Raw genomic sequence first — 14,011 nt, forward strand, 5'->3', positions numbered from 1 at the left:
CGGGCCCGGAAGCCGCGTGTGTCGCGGTCTCCCGGGCCCGTGGCACGGCCCTTTCCGGCTTACTTGGTCGCCGGAACCTTGATCTCGCCCGAGATGATCTTCTGCTTGTACTCGTCGAGCTTGGCCTTGATGTCATCGACCTTGCCACCGCTGGTGGAGTAGTCGATGCCACCGGCCTTCAGGTCGTAGACCTTCTTGCCCGACTTGAACGCGTTGTCGTTGACCGACTTGACGAAGTCGAACACCGCGACGTCGACCTGCTTGACCATCGAGGTGATGATCACGTCCTTGACGTCGGCGAGCGACGGCAGGTTGTACTGGTCGGAGTCGACACCGATGCCCAGCTTGCCCTTGGCCTTGGCGGCCTTGAACGCGCCGTTGCCGGAGCCGCCCGCGGCGGCGTAGACCACGTCGACACCGGCGTCGAACATGCCGTTGGCGGCGGTCTCACCCTTGGCGGGGTCGTTGAAGCCGGTGAAGTCCGGCGGCTGGGTCAGGTACTTGGCGTCCACAGTGGCGTCCGGCTTGACGGCCTTGACGCCCGCGGTGAAGCCCGCCTCGAACTTCTGGATCAGCGGGACGTTGACGCCGCCGATGAAGCCGACCTTGCCGGTCGTGCTCTTCATGGCCGCGGCCGCGCCGACGAGGAACGAGCCCTCGTGCTCGGCGAACACCAGGTTCGCCACGTTGGCGGCCTCAGGGGCCTCGCTGTCGATGATGGCGAACTTGACCTCGGGGAAAGTCGGCGCGACCTTCTTCACAGCGCCCTCGTAGGCGAAGCCGATGGCCAGGATGGTGTTGTAGCCACCCTCGGCGAGCTGGATCAGCCGGTCTTCCTTCTGCGCGTCGGTCTCGCCCGCGGCGGCTTCGAGTTCCTTGACCTCGATGCCGAGTTCGGCCTTGGCCTTGTCCAGGCCACGCGCCGCCGAGTCGTTGAACGACTGGTCACCGCGGCCACCGATGTCGTAGGCCAGTCCGACCTTGACGTTCGAGGCCTTCGGGGCGGTGCCACTGGTGGTATCACCGCCGGTGCCTGGCGTTGTCTCCGAGCCGCACGCGGCCAGGCCCAGGCCCAGCGCGAGCAGCCCCGCGGCGAGACGAATTCCTCGCATTCGACGCAAGGCTTTCTCCTTCCCAGACGGTCGCGCCCGGGATGGCCGGATCGCGATGACTATTCGCAGGACCGTACTCCGCGGTAAGGCGCTCGCGACCCAAGCGCGCTCGCCGTGACCCAATCGTTTGTCTTAACTGTGAACGATCACGCACAGTGATAGGGGTTCCACACTGCGCGTGCGGATACGGGCTCCCTCACGACACCCGGGCGGCCCTTGTGCGTTCCGGCGGCCGTGTCTCGTCTGTCACAGAGAGCGTTCGCGGGTTGGGTGTGCTCCGCGATCCGGGTCTAGCATCCGGTTAGTCAAGGCCCGTTCGGTGTGGACTTCCAGCGAACGGAGTCCCATCAGCGACGCTGGAGGCCGTCAACCGTGTCCGACTCGGCCAGCGCCACCGCAACGGTGGCTGCGCGCGGATCCCGGCGCACCGGGACGCTCTACCGGGGAGACCCGGGGATGTGGTCTTGGGTCGCACACCGGATCACCGGGGTGCTCACCTTCTTCTTCCTCTTCGCGCACGTGCTCGACACCGCCCTCGTGCGGGTGTCGCCCAACGCGTACGACGAGATCATCGAGACGTACAAGACCCCGATCGTCAACCTCATCGAGGTCGGCCTCGTGGGCGCGGTGCTCTACCACGCGCTCAACGGCATCCGGGTCATGCTCGTCGACTTCTGGGAGAAGGGCGCCCGCTACCAGAAGCAGATGCTGTGGACGATCCTCGGCGTCTGGGTGCTCGTGATGATTCCCGGGACGTACTTCATGTTGGTGCGCACGGTGACCGAGATGTTCGGGGGGCACTAGCCATGACGCTCGCACTGGACAAGCCCCGGTCGCCGCGGCGCCCGGCCGCCCGTCGCAGCAACTTCGAGATGATCAGCTGGCTGTTCATGCGGATCTCCGGCATGGCGCTGGTGGTCCTGGTGCTCGGCCACCTGTTCATCATGAACATCCTCGACGACGGCGTGCACCGCATCAACTTCGCCTTCGTCGCAGGCCGCTGGTCGAGCCCCTTCTGGCAGTTCTGGGACCTGTCGATGCTGTGGCTCGCCGAGATCCACGGCGGCAACGGCCTGCGCACGGTCATCAACGACTACGCGCGCAAGGACAGCACCCGTTTCTGGCTGAAGATGATGCTCTACGTGTCGATGGTGCTGATCCTGGCGCTGGGCTCGTACGTGATCTTCACCTTCGACCCGGACATCAGCGCCAACTAGAACTGGACTTCTTCATGCAGTTCCACAAGTACGACGTCATCATCGTCGGCGCGGGCGGCGCGGGCATGCGTGCCGCGATCGAGGCCGGCCAGCGTTCACGCACGGCGGTGCTCACCAAGCTGTACCCGACCAGGTCCCACACGGGCGCGGCCCAGGGCGGCATGTGCGCCGCGCTGGCCAACGTCGAAGAGGACAACTGGGAGTGGCACACCTTCGACACGATCAAGGGCGGCGACTACCTGGTCGACCAGGACGCCGCCGAGATCATGGCGAAGGAGGCCATCGACGCGGTCCTCGACCTGGAGAAGATGGGCCTGCCGTTCAACCGCACGCCCGAGGGCAAGATCGACCAGCGGCGTTTCGGCGGGCACACCCGCAACCACGGTGAGGCCGCGGTCCGCCGCGCCTGCTACGCCGCCGACCGCACGGGTCACATGATCCTGCAGACGCTGTACCAGAACTGCGTGAAGCACGGGATCGAGTTCTACAACGAGTTCTACGTGCTCGACATCTGTCTCACCGAGACGGAGAACGGGCCCGTCTGCACCGGCGCGATCGCCTACGAGCTCGCGACCGGCGAGATCCACGTGTTCTCCGCGAAGGCCGTCGTCTTCGCGACCGGCGGCTTCGGCAAGGTCTTCAAGACCACCTCGAACGCGCACACCCTGACCGGCGACGGCATGGGCATCGTGTACCGCAAGGGCCTGCCGCTGGAGGACATGGAGTTCTACCAGTTCCACCCGACAGGCCTGGCGGGCCTGGGCATCCTGCTCACGGAGGGTGCCCGAGGCGAGGGCGCGATCCTGCGCAACGCCTCCGGCGAGCGGTTCATGGAGCGCTACGCCCCCACCATCAAGGACCTCGCGCCGCGCGACATCGTCGCCCGGTCGATGGCCCTGGAGGTGCTGGAGGGCCGGGGCGCGGGTCCGAACAAGGACTACGTGCTGCTCGACTGCACGCACCTGGGCGCGGAGGTCCTGGAGACCAAGCTGCCCGACATCACCGAGTTCGCCCGCACGTACCTCGCGGTCGACCCGGTGACCGAGCCGGTCCCGGTGTACCCGACGGCGCACTACGCGATGGGCGGCATCCCGACCAACGTCCACGGCGAAGTGCTGCGGGACAACGACAACGTGGTCCCCGGCCTGTACGCCGCGGGCGAGTGCGCGTGCGTCTCGGTGCATGGCGCGAACCGGCTGGGCACGAACTCGCTGCTCGACATCAACGTCTTCGGGCGTCGGGCGGGTCTGGCCGCGGCTGAGTACGCGAACAACCACGAGCACGTCGAGCTGCCGGAGAACCCCGCTGCGGCCGTCGAGGCCCAGGTCGCACTGGTGCTGTCGGAGCACGGCAAGGAGCGGGTGGCCGACATCCGCACCGAGCTGCAGGCCACGATGGACGCCAACGCTTCGGTGTACCGCACCGAGGAGACCTTGAAGCAGGCCCTGCACGACGTGCAGGCGCTCAAGGACCGGTACGCGCACATCACCGTGCAGGACAAGGGCAAGCGGTTCAACACCGACCTGCTGGAGGCCGTGGAACTGGGCTTCCTGCTGGAGCTGGCCGAGGTCCTGGTCGTCGGCGCACTGGCCCGCAAGGAATCGCGCGGCGGCCACGCCCGCGAGGACTACCCGCACCGCGACGACACGAACTTCATGCGTCACAGCATGTTCTACAAGCAGGGCGACGGTCTGAAGTCGGACATCCGGCTGGACTACAAGCCCGTCACCTTCACCCGGTACAAGCCGATGGAGCGCAAGTACTGATGACCGCCGCAACTGTTGCTGAATCGGCAGGCGCCCGGGGCGACCAGCCGCCGGTGCCCGAGGGTGCCGTCACCATCACGGTGAAGATCCTGCGCTTCAACCCGGAGATCGATTCCGAGCCGCGCTGGGAGACCTTCGGCGTCCCCGCGCTGCCCACCGACCGGGTGCTGAACCTGCTGCACTACATCAAGTGGTACTTCGACGGGACCCTCACGTTCCGCCGGTCCTGCGCCCACGGCATCTGCGGCTCCGACGCCATGCAGATCAACGGCGTCAACCGGTTGGCGTGCAAGGTGCTGGTCAAGGACCTGATGGCGGCCAAGGGGAAGCAGACCACCATCACGGTGGCCCCGATCAAGGGCCTCCCGGTCCACAAGGACCTGCTCGTCGACATGGAACCGTTCATGGAGGCGTTCAAGGCGGTCAAGCCGTTCCTGATCACCTACGGGAACGAGCCGACCCGCGAGCGCATCCAGTCGGCCGCGGACCGCGAGCGCTTCGACGACACCACCAAGTGCATCCTGTGTGCTTGCTGCACGACGTCGTGCCCGGTGTTCTGGAACGAGGGCTCGTACTTCGGCCCGGCGGCGATCGTCAACGCCCACCGCTTCATCTTCGACTCACGTGACGAGGGTGCCCAGGAGCGCCTGGACATCCTGAACGACGCGGAGGGCGTGTGGCGTTGCCGCACGACCTTCAACTGCACGGACGCGTGCCCGCGTGGCATCCAGGTCACCAAGGCGATCCAGGAAGTCAAGCGGGCGCTGCTGTTCCGGCGCTGATTGCGCGACGTTGATGAGGGGCCGCCGATTTTCGGCGGCCCCTCATCGCGTATTTAGAGGGTCGGGTCCCGGTGGTTTCTTACGTCAGCGCGTGCTTTCGCGACTTCCTCGTCCACTCAAACGCGTACGACGTCATCGAGTACGAAGTGGAGCATCAAAGGGTGTTAGATCAGTTGACGAGCTAGTCGACGTCGGCGAGTGGCGCTCGCCATGACATGAAACCGACCCAGGCCAATGCCCTCGCGCTGTTGCGGACGGCTGGGGCCCAGCCGTCGGTCCATATCTCCTGGGCGTTGCGGACGCAGATCTTCAGGGTGAACCGGCACAAACGCGTCAATGCACATCGCAATCGACCCTAGGGGGCGGGCTTCCAGGGGCGTCCGTTGCGATCACGGCGAGCTTCTCCGCATCGAACTAAGCGAGCCACCTGGCGGGGCCGCTGCAGGTTTGGTCCGCAGCTTCTTCGACCCGTCGAAGTCACCACATCGGAATCCGCCGATCGCGACACGCCGAACGGATGATCGTTGCAACGAGTGGAGCTTGCGCAGCGATGTGACATGAGATGCGCCAACTTGAGGAGGATGCATGGAGCCTGTTGATTCTGCCTTCTCTCGGTTCGAGGAATTGCGGACCGAAATCGCCGACTACGGAACCTCGATCATCACAGAAGCTGATACCAGGCTCAAGGTAATCGACCGGATCTTCACCGAAGTTTTGGGATGGCCGCATGGCTCGATCCTAACCGAAGACACCTCATCCGCCGGTTTTCTCGACTACAACTTTCAAGTGGAGAATCGGTCGCGACTTATCGTTGAGGCGAAAAAAGATGAAAGGCCGCTGGGCGTTTCCAACAAGCCCGCTAAGCGTGGCTTTCTAATCAAGGGGCCTGTATTCGCCGAGCAAGCCGCCCGAGAGGGCATCGCACAGGCTATACGATATTGTGGTGCAAAAAACGCGGAACTAGCGTGCGTAACAAACGGTGCCGAATGGATTGTATTCCGTGGAACTCGACTCGGAGATGGACTCGACACGGATCAAGGGTGCGCCTTTATCTTCGGTTCTCTATCTCAAATTTCGAATAACTTCGCACTGTTTTTTGACCTTCTTTCGCGCGATTCTGTAAGGACCTTCAATTTTCGACCACACTTCCAAGAGGTGGAAGGAATTCGGATTCGAGCGTCTGAATTCAGTCGCTCGTTAATCCAACCAGGCGTGACCCGACGAATCCCGGTAGGCGACTTGGCGGCGGACGTCGACAGAGTAATGGCAACATTTTTTGACCGGTTGACTGGCGCCCAGGACCCAGAGCTCATAGTCGAATGCTTTGTTGAAACCGCTGAAAGTCGAGCGGCCGACTCGCAATTAGCCAAAGTTTCCGAGGACTTGATCGGCAAGATTCGGAGCTTGGACACTGGAGAGGGCGGGGCACTCAGTCGCGTAATTGAAAGGGCCACACAGGTCAAGCGACACGAATTTGTGGTCATTGTAGGCCACAAAGGTTCCGGAAAGAGCACCTTCATTACTAGGTTTTTCCAAAAAGTCCTTCGCCGTGAGATTGCGCGAGAATGCATATCACTAAGAGTAAACCTAGCCGATAGCACTGGGGATGGGGCGTCAATAGTCGAGTGGCTCGATCGCCACTTCCTGACCGAGTTGGAGCGGGCCCTTTTTGGAGTTGACGCACCTGAGTTCGACGAACTTCAGGGAATTTTCTTCGACGAGTACAAGCGCCTGATTGCTGGACCATATGCGGCGCTGTACCGAAAAGACAAGAATGAATTCAAGATCGAGTTCGGAAGGTGGCTGGAAGCTCTCCGAACCGCAAATCCTAACGAATACATCGTCGGTTTGGTTCGTCACGCGGTCAACAGTCGAAAAAAACTCCCTGTCATCGTTCTCGACAATGCCGACCATTTTGACGTGGATTTTCAGCAACGAGTTTACCAGTATGCGCGGTCAATATACGAGCGCGAAGTCTGTCTCGTCATAATGCCCATTACAGACCGTACTAGTTGGCAGCTATCAAAGCATGGCGCGTTCCAATCATTCGAGCATGAGACCTTATTTCTACCGACGCCACTAACGCAGCACGTCTTGAACAAACGGGTGCAATATCTTCACGAAAAGATTGAGAACGGTCGCCAGAAGCCTAGCGACCGCTACTTTGTCAAGAATGGGATCAGTCTCAGCCTTAAAGACCTTGTCGCGTTCTCTAAATCCTTGACGGCAATATTCCTAGAGACTGCTGAAACCTCCCACTGGATCGGCTGTCTAGCGAATCGAGACGTGCGGCGAGCATTGGAAATTGCGAGATCTCTCGTGACATCAGCCAACCTCCGAGTCGAGGACTTGCTCAAGGCGTACTTGACAGGGACGGCGGCGCCGGTAAGTCGGAACCGCGTTGCGGCAGCACTAATCCGTGGTAACTATCGGAACTACCCTGCAGGAAATCATAAATTCGTTCAAAATGTATTCACACTGTCTGCTGATTCCGACGCCTCGCCGTTGCTTGGACTGCGCATCCTGCAACTTTTGAAAGACCGCGCTTCCGCAGCTGTGGACGATGATGATTACCAGATCGGGATCGAAGAGATAATCCAATACATGGCCCTGATGGGGATCGACTCTCGGGCTACTACTTCCTGCCTCGATCTCATGCTCAAAAGTGGCCTAGTCTTGCCTAATGACCCCACTATCGATGCCGTCGCAGATGTTCGACAAGTCGAAATCAGCCCCTCTGGCGAGCAACATCATTTTTGGGCCATAGGAAACTTTGAATACTTGTCAGCAATGGCTGACGTGACTCCAATTCTAGACGAAGAGACGTATGTACATATGGAAACTTCTTTGGGTCCAACGAAAAAATGGTGGAAAGAAAAGACGTCCATCTTCGTTGGGTACCTATTATCCGAGGATGCAATCTCGTGTACGGTTTTCGATCACGTCTCATACGAGGGCCAACGAAGGATAGCCGCGCACCTCGGGCGGACTAAGAATCGACTCGAAGATGGAGGCAATCCGCCGTTAGTAAATACTCACAATTAAAAGCGCTTCAGTGCGCACCATCCGCAGCCAGGCAGGCCACAGATCGCCACTGCGATCGGCGGAGGGGTTGTCCTCCTCCTTGGACAACCCCTTCGTTGTGCCGTACTCACTTCGCCTTGAGGACCGCCATCCACTGGAGTCCGGCGAACACGGCGACGGTCCCCGCCTGCATGACCGTCCACACCACGCCGATCGTGTTGGCGCCGAACGGGTTGAAAGCGGCCACGGCCAGGCTGGCGACGACCCAGGCGAGATTGAACTCGATGACGAAGCCCGCACCCCGAAGCGGGTTTCGGCTCATCGCGATCGCGCCCACGGCCAGGCCGAACACGACCAGGGCGATGCCGATGGGCACCAACGCCCCCGTTGAGACGCCGAGCAGGTCACCGATCCACACCGGGGCGATGACGTAGGCCAGGCCGTTTCCGCCCGAGACGAGGGCGTCCAGGGTGAGGAAGCGGCGGAGGAGGGTGGCGGGCTGGGTGGCGGTGAGGCTGGCGGTGGTCATTGCTTCTCCCTTGGTTGCGCTTGTCACCAGCGTCGCGCGTCACCTGCGGGAAAGCGATTACCTCGCAGGTAAAGCGCTACCCTCAGCCCGTGCGAGACATCGTTGCGTTCAGCGGTAGTGCCCATCCCGATCTGGCCCGTGAGATCTGTGCCCAGCTGAAAGTCGAGCTGAGCCCGGTCCGCGTCCAGCGGTTCGCCAACGACTGTCTCGAGGTGCAGCTGCAGGCCAACTGCCGCGAGCGGGACGTGTTCCTGATCCAGCCGCTGGTGAAGCCCGTCCAGGAGCACCTCGTCGAGTTGCTCCTCATGTTGGACGCGGCCCGTGGGGCTTCGGCGGCGCGGATCACGGTCGTCATGCCGCACTACGCCTACGCGCGGTCGGACAAGAAGGACGCGCCGCGGATTTCCATCGGTGGGCGGTTGGTGGCCGACCTGATGGTCGCCGCGGGCGCCCACCGGGTGCTGGCGATGACGCTGCACTCGCCGCAGGTGCACGGGTTCTTCAGCGTCCCGGTGGACCACCTGCACGCCCTGCGCGAACTCGCCGGCCACTTCCGCCAGTACGACCTGAGCAACACCACCGTCGTCTCCCCCGACCTCGGCAACGCCAAGGAGGCGGCCCACTTCGCCCGCCTGCTCGACGTCAAGGTCGCGGCCGGGGCCAAGCAGCGGTTCGCCGACGACGACGTGCGGATCAGCTCCATCATCGGTGACGTCACCGACCGCGACATCATTGTGCTCGACGACGAGATCGCCAAGGGCAGCACGGTGATCGAACTGCTCGCCCGGCTGCGCGAACTCGGCGCCCGGTCGATCCGGGTGGCCTGCACGCACGGGCTGTTCGCGCAGGGCGCACTGTCGCGGATCGGGGACCAGCCGGACGTGCTGGAGATCGTCTGCACCAACACCGTGCCCATCCCGGATGAGGAGCGGACGCCGAAGCTGAAGGTCCTGTCCATCGCCCCCGCCCTGGCCGAGGCGATGCAGCGGATCCACGACGGCGAGTCGGTCAGCGCACTTTTCGACGCGCCCTGATCTCCAGTGGCGTAGATCACCAGTTTTCGCCTGACCCTGAATTGGTTAGTTATTACCGTCCTGAACCATGATGAAGAAGCTTTCAGCCACTGTCGGTTCCATCGCGCTCGCCGGTGCGCTGCTCGTCGGCGGCGCGGGAACCGCGCAGGCCGACATGGTCTGCTACAACAACTGGACCGCGTCCGACGGCCACAGCGCCGGGATCACGTGCAACTACGTGAACGACCGCCCCTACTACTACTTCACGATGAAGGCCTGCAGCTCCGGCGGATGCACCACGGTGGGCTCGAAGACCGTGCCGGTGGGCCAGCCCTCGACCCTGTCCACCGCCGGCTACGTGGCAGGCGACAAGACCATCATCGCTGTCTGGTAATCGTCGGATCTGGGGTGACGTAGGAGTCTCCGCCGCCATGATCATCCGATTGGGTGATCATGGCGGGTTTCCGCTCACGTTCTCGATCTCCTCGACGACTCCCTACTGCCGCTGGTGATCAGCGGTGACGAGGGGGACACGAGTGGGGCAAAGCCGAAACGACGACGGCACATTCGGGGAATCGGACGGCGAGGGCAACGGCAAAGGCAAAGCCGCGGCAGGTCTCGTTGCCCTCGGAACAGCCGGCGCCATCGCGATGAGTGCCGTCGGCGGCGGTGCCGCCGCCAGCGGCGGCGCGGGTGCGGGTGGGGTCGCGGCGGAGTCCGCAGGACTGCCGGGAAATTTCGCCACGCGGGTGAGCAAGGGCAAGAAGTCGGCGCGCAAAGGGAAAGCCGACGATGCCTGGCGGGACCTGAACGTGAGCAAGCTCAAGGACCCGGCGAAGAAGGCCCTCGATTGCGCGGTCAACTCCTATGGGCAGGTTAGGAACTTCTTCCTCCGCAATCCCTGTAAGACGCTTGACCGGCAGCTCTTCACGTTGGCGGACACGGCCGGAAACAACTTTGTGGTCTCGGTGTCGTGGGTGCGCATGCGGGACCGTGGCGATGTCAGCGAGCTCAAGACGCTGATCGACACCGATGGCACCGGAAGTGTTGCGCCGCTTGGGTTCGCGGTGTTGAAGAGCCAGGGTGTCCGGTTCACTGGGGTGCCGTTCAAATCGGACCCGAAGGGGAACGTGTTGGTCGTGGCCGAAGCCGCGGTGGCGTCGGGCAAGCCTGACCCCGCGCTGATGGAGGCGGCGGTGGAAATCGCGGTGGAGTTGCCCGGCTAGCCGCGTTACGGTCGCGCACGTGCCCGAACTCGTCCGTCTCCACCTTGATCACGCACCGGCCGTTCTCGCGTTCGAACGGGAGAACCGGACGTACTTCGCGGCGTCGGTCCCCGATCGCGGCGACGACTATTTCGCAAATTTCGACGAGCGGCACCGTGCCCTGCTCGAAGAGCAGGACGCCGGGGTGTGCCGGTTCCACCTCCTCATGGACGACGGTGAGGTGCTCGGGCGGGTCAACCTGTTCGACCTCGCGGACGGCTGCGCCGAACTCGGGTTCCGGATCGCGGAGAAGGCGGCGGGCCGGGGTCTTGCCACGAAGGCGGTCGCCGAGGTCTGCGCGCTGGCTGTCGAGGCATACGGGCTGAGCAGCCTGCGGGCCGCGGCGACTCTCACCAACGCCGGATCGCGTGCCGTGTTGACCAAGGCAGGGTTCACCGAGACCGGTGAGACTGTGCTGAGTGGACAGCCGGGACTCGCGTACGCGCTGAGCCTGCGCTAGGGCTCCAAGATGGCTTCCCTGCGGCAAAGCGTGGCCGCGGTGTCGAGGAGCGCGGCCAGGTCGGCCCACGGGCAGTTGGTGGGGCCTTCCGTGGTCGCGCGGACGACCAGTTCGCTGATCTTGTTGCGCAGCAGGACCAAGGCGTAGACGAGGTCGGTCTGTTCGAGCGAGAGATGCTCAGGCACGGTGGCGGCCCCGGGCCCAGATGTCGGCGAGGTGGCTCAGCAGGTGGTTGTCGGACCAGTCGCCGTGGGCGGCGGGGATGAAATCGACCAGGGGCTGGGCGCCTTCGAGGACCGGCCTGGGGAGGCTGTCCTTGATGATCAGGTAGCGCTTCTGCTCGATGCAGTTGCCGCGCATGACGGCGATGTAGCGGTCGCCTTTGGCCCAGCGGAAGGTGAAGCCGTGGGCGAAGAGGCGGGAGCAGGCGGTGGCTCCGGTGTAGGGGTGGGTCAGGCCCTGGACGCTCATAGGGGAAACGGTGCCGGAGCGCGAGATGTATCCAAAGGGGGAACGGTTCGGACGATCATGCGGTGGCTGATTACCGTTCCCCCTGGTGAGATCACCTCATGCACAAGCACGGCGGCGCCCGGACGCGCGGACTCGCGGCAGAGTTGAAGGAGTTGCGCGCCCGCTCTGGAATGACCACTCGGGAAGTGGCTAAGCGGACGGGTTTCTCCATCGCGACGGTGAATCGGATGGAGAACGGACGACGGCGGATCACCCCGGAGGATGCCGCTTCCCTACTCGCGGTCTACGGCGTAACGGGGGCGGCGCGGGCCAGAATCCTTGTTCTGGCAAGGGATTCCGACCTCTCGGGATGGTGGGAGACCGATGATGGGGACCTCCCGGTCCACCTGCCCGCCCTCGGTTGCTTCGAGGCGGATGCCAGCCGGATCGTTCACGTGGCGATGCTGCGCATCCCAGGACTCCTCCAGACCGCCGACTACATCCGCACCGCGCTGATCGCGGTGGATTTCCCCGCAGAGAAGCGGAAGTCGATGGCCGCCGCCCGCTTGCAGCGGCAGAAGGTGCTGCTTAGCCGCACCGCGCCGAACTACCTGGCGATCATCGACGAAGCTGCGCTTCGTCGACCGACTGGCAGCCGGGAACTGATGGCGGCGCAGTGCCACCACTTGGTGGCGATGGCCGAGCGCCCGCGCATCGATATACGGATCATCCCGTTCGATCGCGGGTCGCATGCCGGCCTCGACGGCAGCTACGTGCAGATGGAGTTCGCCAAGGCCAGCCCGATCATCTACCTGGAGCTGGTGCAGTCATCGATGTTCCGCGATGCCGAACGCGAGGTCCGACCGTATCTGGATACGACAGATAAGCTGATGAAGGTCGCACTCAGTTCAGCCGAATCGGTGAAGTTTCTGCGGCGCTTGGCAGGCGAATACGGCCGGGAGTGAAACAAAATGGATCTTGATCACGCACGGTGGCGAACTTCCACCCGAAGCGGTGGCGGCGAGTGTGTCGAGGTTGCGTTCGTGCCTGGGGAGGCAGCCGTGCGGGATTCCAAGAACCCTTGCGGGGGCACACTTCTGCTCCCCGAAAGCGCTTGGCGTTCCCTCCTCAGCTCTCCAGGACGCTGAACACGATCCCGGCCGCCACCAGCCGCTTGGTCAGGGCGTCGCCCATCGCCACGGCCGTCGTCACCTGGCCTGAGGTCTCCGGCAGCTCGTCGAACGCCAGGCACAGGGCCGACTCGGACAGCATCTTCGCCGTCTCGTCGTAGCCCGGGTCGCCGCCCGCGACCTCCGTGACGATCCGCTTGCCGCCGCCCTCGCCCACGAACGTGACCTTGAACCACGACCGGGCGCGCTTCTCCGCTGTCGGGCCGTCGCCGGGCTTCTTGCGGTTCAGCAGCCAGTTCCGCGCCGGCGGGACCTGCGCGAGGGCGAACAACGCCGCCACGCCGCCGACCAAGCCCACGGCCATGGGGAGCTTCTTGACGGCGATGTAGTGGCCGTAGGAGAACTCCGGGCCGTAGCGCTCCAGGGCGCGGGCACTGCGCAGGACGACCTGCGGGTCGATCGTGGGCGCGGGGAGGACCCACGCGCGGGCGTCCTTCTCGAAGTGGGGCTTGCCCGTCAGCCCGCGCACCTTGCGGCCCTTGGGCTTGCCCTCGGCCTTGCGGCGCTCGCTCGCGATCTTCGCGCTGGCGCGCAGCCTGGAGAACGCCGTGATCGCGGAGTGGAACGTGCCGCCGGAGAACTCGGCGGACGCGCGCACGTAGCCGTTGACGGTCACCGGGACGCCCGCCGGGAGCTGGTCGACGGTGAAGAGCACGCCCAGGTCGTACGGGATCGAGTCGAAGCCGCAGCAGTGGACGAGCCGGGCGCCGGTCTCGACGGCGCGGGCGTGGTGGCGCAGGTAGGTGCTGTCGACGAACTCGGGCTCGCCGGTCAGGTCGACATAGTCGGTGCCGGCCTCGGCGCAGGCGGCGACCAAGGCGTCGCCGAAGTTGACGTAGGGGCCGACCGTGGTGATGACGACGCGGGAAGCCTCGGCTACCGCCTTGAGCGACTCCGGGTCGCCGATGTCGGCGGTGAGCAGGTCCATCTCGGCCAGGGCGGGGTCGATCGCGGCGAGCTTGGCCCGCACGGTCTCCAGCTTCGCCTTGTTGCGGCCGGCGAGTGCCCACCGCAGCTTGGCCGGGGAGTTGCGCGCGATGTAGTGCGCGGTCAGCTCGCCGGTGAAGCCGGTGGCGCCGAACAGGACGATGTCGTATGTGCGGCCGGTAGGCATGCCAGCGATATTACTCATCGGTAACTGATAGCCAAGCCCCAGTTTGATCCAGAACGACAACTCACCCGGTCGTGACGCGTGACACGCAC

General features: G+C 63.8%; 16 protein-coding genes. 11 read left to right on the plus strand and 5 right to left on the minus strand.

Annotated features, from left to right (window positions below):
* Positions 1 to 59 precede the first annotated feature (59 nt).
* Entirely contained in the window at positions 60 to 1,112 is a 1,053-nt protein-coding gene (locus C8E96_RS04135) for a BMP family lipoprotein (RefSeq protein WP_091383993.1), read from the minus strand.
* A gap of 372 nt (positions 1,113 to 1,484) precedes the next feature.
* Here C8E96_RS04135 and sdhC point away from each other — a divergent pair, with 372 nt between their 5' ends.
* The 5 genes from sdhC (at position 1,485) to C8E96_RS04160 (ending at position 7,922) form a co-directional block, all read left to right on the plus strand.
* The gene (gene sdhC, locus C8E96_RS04140) at positions 1,485 to 1,916 is read left to right on the plus strand and encodes a succinate dehydrogenase, cytochrome b556 subunit (RefSeq protein WP_176926862.1); all 432 of its coding nucleotides are present in this window, start codon (positions 1,485 to 1,487) and stop codon (positions 1,914 to 1,916) included.
* A 2-nt stretch (positions 1,917 to 1,918) separates the two neighbouring features.
* On the plus strand, positions 1,919 to 2,329 hold the full coding sequence (locus C8E96_RS04145; protein WP_091383995.1) for a succinate dehydrogenase hydrophobic membrane anchor subunit: 411 nt from the start codon (positions 1,919 to 1,921) through the stop codon (positions 2,327 to 2,329).
* Positions 2,330 to 2,343: 14 nt separating this feature from the next.
* On the plus strand, positions 2,344 to 4,095 hold the full coding sequence (sdhA, locus tag C8E96_RS04150; protein WP_091383996.1) for a succinate dehydrogenase flavoprotein subunit: 1,752 nt from the start codon (positions 2,344 to 2,346) through the stop codon (positions 4,093 to 4,095).
* A complete protein-coding gene (locus C8E96_RS04155; RefSeq protein ID WP_091383997.1) occupies positions 4,095 to 4,877 on the plus strand; it encodes a succinate dehydrogenase iron-sulfur subunit in 783 nt (260 codons plus the stop codon). The genes sdhA and C8E96_RS04155 overlap by 1 nt, the downstream gene beginning before the upstream one ends.
* Before the next feature lie 585 nt (positions 4,878 to 5,462).
* Positions 5,463 to 7,922: an ATP-binding protein gene (locus tag C8E96_RS04160; RefSeq protein WP_091383998.1), complete on the plus strand. Its 2,460-nt coding sequence runs from the start codon at positions 5,463 to 5,465 to the stop codon at positions 7,920 to 7,922.
* Between the two features lie 106 nt (positions 7,923 to 8,028).
* On the opposite strand, the gene C8E96_RS04165 is transcribed toward C8E96_RS04160, so the two are convergent.
* Positions 8,029 to 8,430 carry a hypothetical protein gene (locus C8E96_RS04165; protein ID WP_091384002.1) on the minus strand — a complete coding sequence of 134 codons (402 nt, stop codon included), beginning with the start codon at positions 8,428 to 8,430 and terminating at the stop codon, positions 8,029 to 8,031.
* Between the two features lie 89 nt (positions 8,431 to 8,519).
* Here C8E96_RS04165 and C8E96_RS04170 point away from each other — a divergent pair, with 89 nt between their 5' ends.
* The 4 genes from C8E96_RS04170 to C8E96_RS04185 all read left to right on the plus strand — a co-directional run bounded on the left by C8E96_RS04170 (position 8,520) and on the right by C8E96_RS04185 (position 11,168).
* Positions 8,520 to 9,464 (plus strand): ribose-phosphate diphosphokinase, encoded by a 945-nt coding sequence (locus C8E96_RS04170; protein WP_091384003.1) that lies wholly within the window; start codon positions 8,520 to 8,522, stop codon positions 9,462 to 9,464.
* A 70-nt stretch (positions 9,465 to 9,534) separates the two neighbouring features.
* A complete protein-coding gene (locus C8E96_RS04175; protein ID WP_133794159.1) occupies positions 9,535 to 9,837 on the plus strand; it encodes a hypothetical protein in 303 nt (100 codons plus the stop codon).
* A gap of 142 nt (positions 9,838 to 9,979) precedes the next feature.
* Positions 9,980 to 10,669 (plus strand): hypothetical protein, encoded by a 690-nt coding sequence (locus C8E96_RS04180; protein ID WP_091384005.1) that lies wholly within the window; start codon positions 9,980 to 9,982, stop codon positions 10,667 to 10,669.
* Positions 10,670 to 10,688: 19 nt separating this feature from the next.
* Positions 10,689 to 11,168 carry a GNAT family N-acetyltransferase gene (locus tag C8E96_RS04185; protein ID WP_091384006.1) on the plus strand — a complete coding sequence of 160 codons (480 nt, stop codon included), beginning with the start codon at positions 10,689 to 10,691 and terminating at the stop codon, positions 11,166 to 11,168.
* On the opposite strand, the gene C8E96_RS04190 is transcribed toward C8E96_RS04185, so the two are convergent.
* Together C8E96_RS04190 and C8E96_RS04195 are read right to left on the minus strand one after the other, a co-directional pair.
* The gene (locus C8E96_RS04190; RefSeq protein ID WP_091384007.1) at positions 11,165 to 11,353 is read right to left on the minus strand and encodes a hypothetical protein; all 189 of its coding nucleotides are present in this window, start codon (positions 11,351 to 11,353) and stop codon (positions 11,165 to 11,167) included. The two genes, C8E96_RS04185 and C8E96_RS04190, sit on opposite strands and share 4 nt — an antisense overlap.
* Positions 11,346 to 11,639: a hypothetical protein gene (locus C8E96_RS04195; RefSeq protein ID WP_091384008.1), complete on the minus strand. Its 294-nt coding sequence runs from the start codon at positions 11,637 to 11,639 to the stop codon at positions 11,346 to 11,348. The genes C8E96_RS04190 and C8E96_RS04195 overlap by 8 nt, the downstream gene beginning before the upstream one ends.
* A 98-nt stretch (positions 11,640 to 11,737) precedes the next feature.
* On the opposite strand from C8E96_RS04195, the gene C8E96_RS04200 reads away from it, so the two are divergent.
* Positions 11,738 to 12,583, plus strand: a complete 846-nt coding sequence (locus C8E96_RS04200; protein ID WP_091384009.1) for a helix-turn-helix domain-containing protein — start codon at positions 11,738 to 11,740, stop codon at positions 12,581 to 12,583.
* Positions 12,584 to 12,589: 6 nt separating this feature from the next.
* Positions 12,590 to 12,766, plus strand: a complete 177-nt coding sequence (locus C8E96_RS04205; RefSeq protein WP_091384010.1) for a DUF397 domain-containing protein — start codon at positions 12,590 to 12,592, stop codon at positions 12,764 to 12,766.
* Here C8E96_RS04205 and C8E96_RS04210 read toward each other — a convergent pair.
* The gene (locus tag C8E96_RS04210) at positions 12,747 to 13,922 is read right to left on the minus strand and encodes a saccharopine dehydrogenase family protein (protein WP_091384011.1); all 1,176 of its coding nucleotides are present in this window, start codon (positions 13,920 to 13,922) and stop codon (positions 12,747 to 12,749) included. The genes C8E96_RS04205 and C8E96_RS04210 overlap by 20 nt on opposite strands.
* Positions 13,923 to 14,011 lie beyond the last annotated feature (89 nt).

Source organism: Actinokineospora alba, assembly GCF_004362515.1.
Taxonomy (GTDB): Bacteria; Actinomycetota; Actinomycetes; order Mycobacteriales; family Pseudonocardiaceae; genus Actinokineospora; species Actinokineospora alba.

Bases quoted from the DNA above. Each gene is read 5' to 3' on its own strand.
- sdhA (WP_091383996.1), top strand. From the start codon at position 2,344: ATGCAGTTCCACAAGTACGACGTCATCATCGTCGGCGCGGGCGGCGCG.
- C8E96_RS04200 (WP_091384009.1), top strand. From the start codon at position 11,738: ATGCACAAGCACGGCGGCGCCCGGACGCGCGGACTCGCGGCAGAGTTG.
- C8E96_RS04155 (WP_091383997.1), top strand. From the start codon at position 4,095: ATGACCGCCGCAACTGTTGCTGAATCGGCAGGCGCCCGGGGCGACCAG.
- C8E96_RS04205 (WP_091384010.1), top strand. From the start codon at position 12,590: ATGGATCTTGATCACGCACGGTGGCGAACTTCCACCCGAAGCGGTGGC.
- C8E96_RS04135 (WP_091383993.1), bottom strand. From the start codon at position 1,112: ATGCGAGGAATTCGTCTCGCCGCGGGGCTGCTCGCGCTGGGCCTGGGC.
- C8E96_RS04160 (WP_091383998.1), top strand. From the start codon at position 5,463: ATGGAGCCTGTTGATTCTGCCTTCTCTCGGTTCGAGGAATTGCGGACC.
- C8E96_RS04175 (WP_133794159.1), top strand. From the start codon at position 9,535: ATGAAGAAGCTTTCAGCCACTGTCGGTTCCATCGCGCTCGCCGGTGCG.
- C8E96_RS04195 (WP_091384008.1), bottom strand. From the start codon at position 11,639: ATGAGCGTCCAGGGCCTGACCCACCCCTACACCGGAGCCACCGCCTGC.
- C8E96_RS04210 (WP_091384011.1), bottom strand. From the start codon at position 13,922: ATGCCTACCGGCCGCACATACGACATCGTCCTGTTCGGCGCCACCGGC.
- C8E96_RS04145 (WP_091383995.1), top strand. From the start codon at position 1,919: ATGACGCTCGCACTGGACAAGCCCCGGTCGCCGCGGCGCCCGGCCGCC.
- C8E96_RS04165 (WP_091384002.1), bottom strand. From the start codon at position 8,430: ATGACCACCGCCAGCCTCACCGCCACCCAGCCCGCCACCCTCCTCCGC.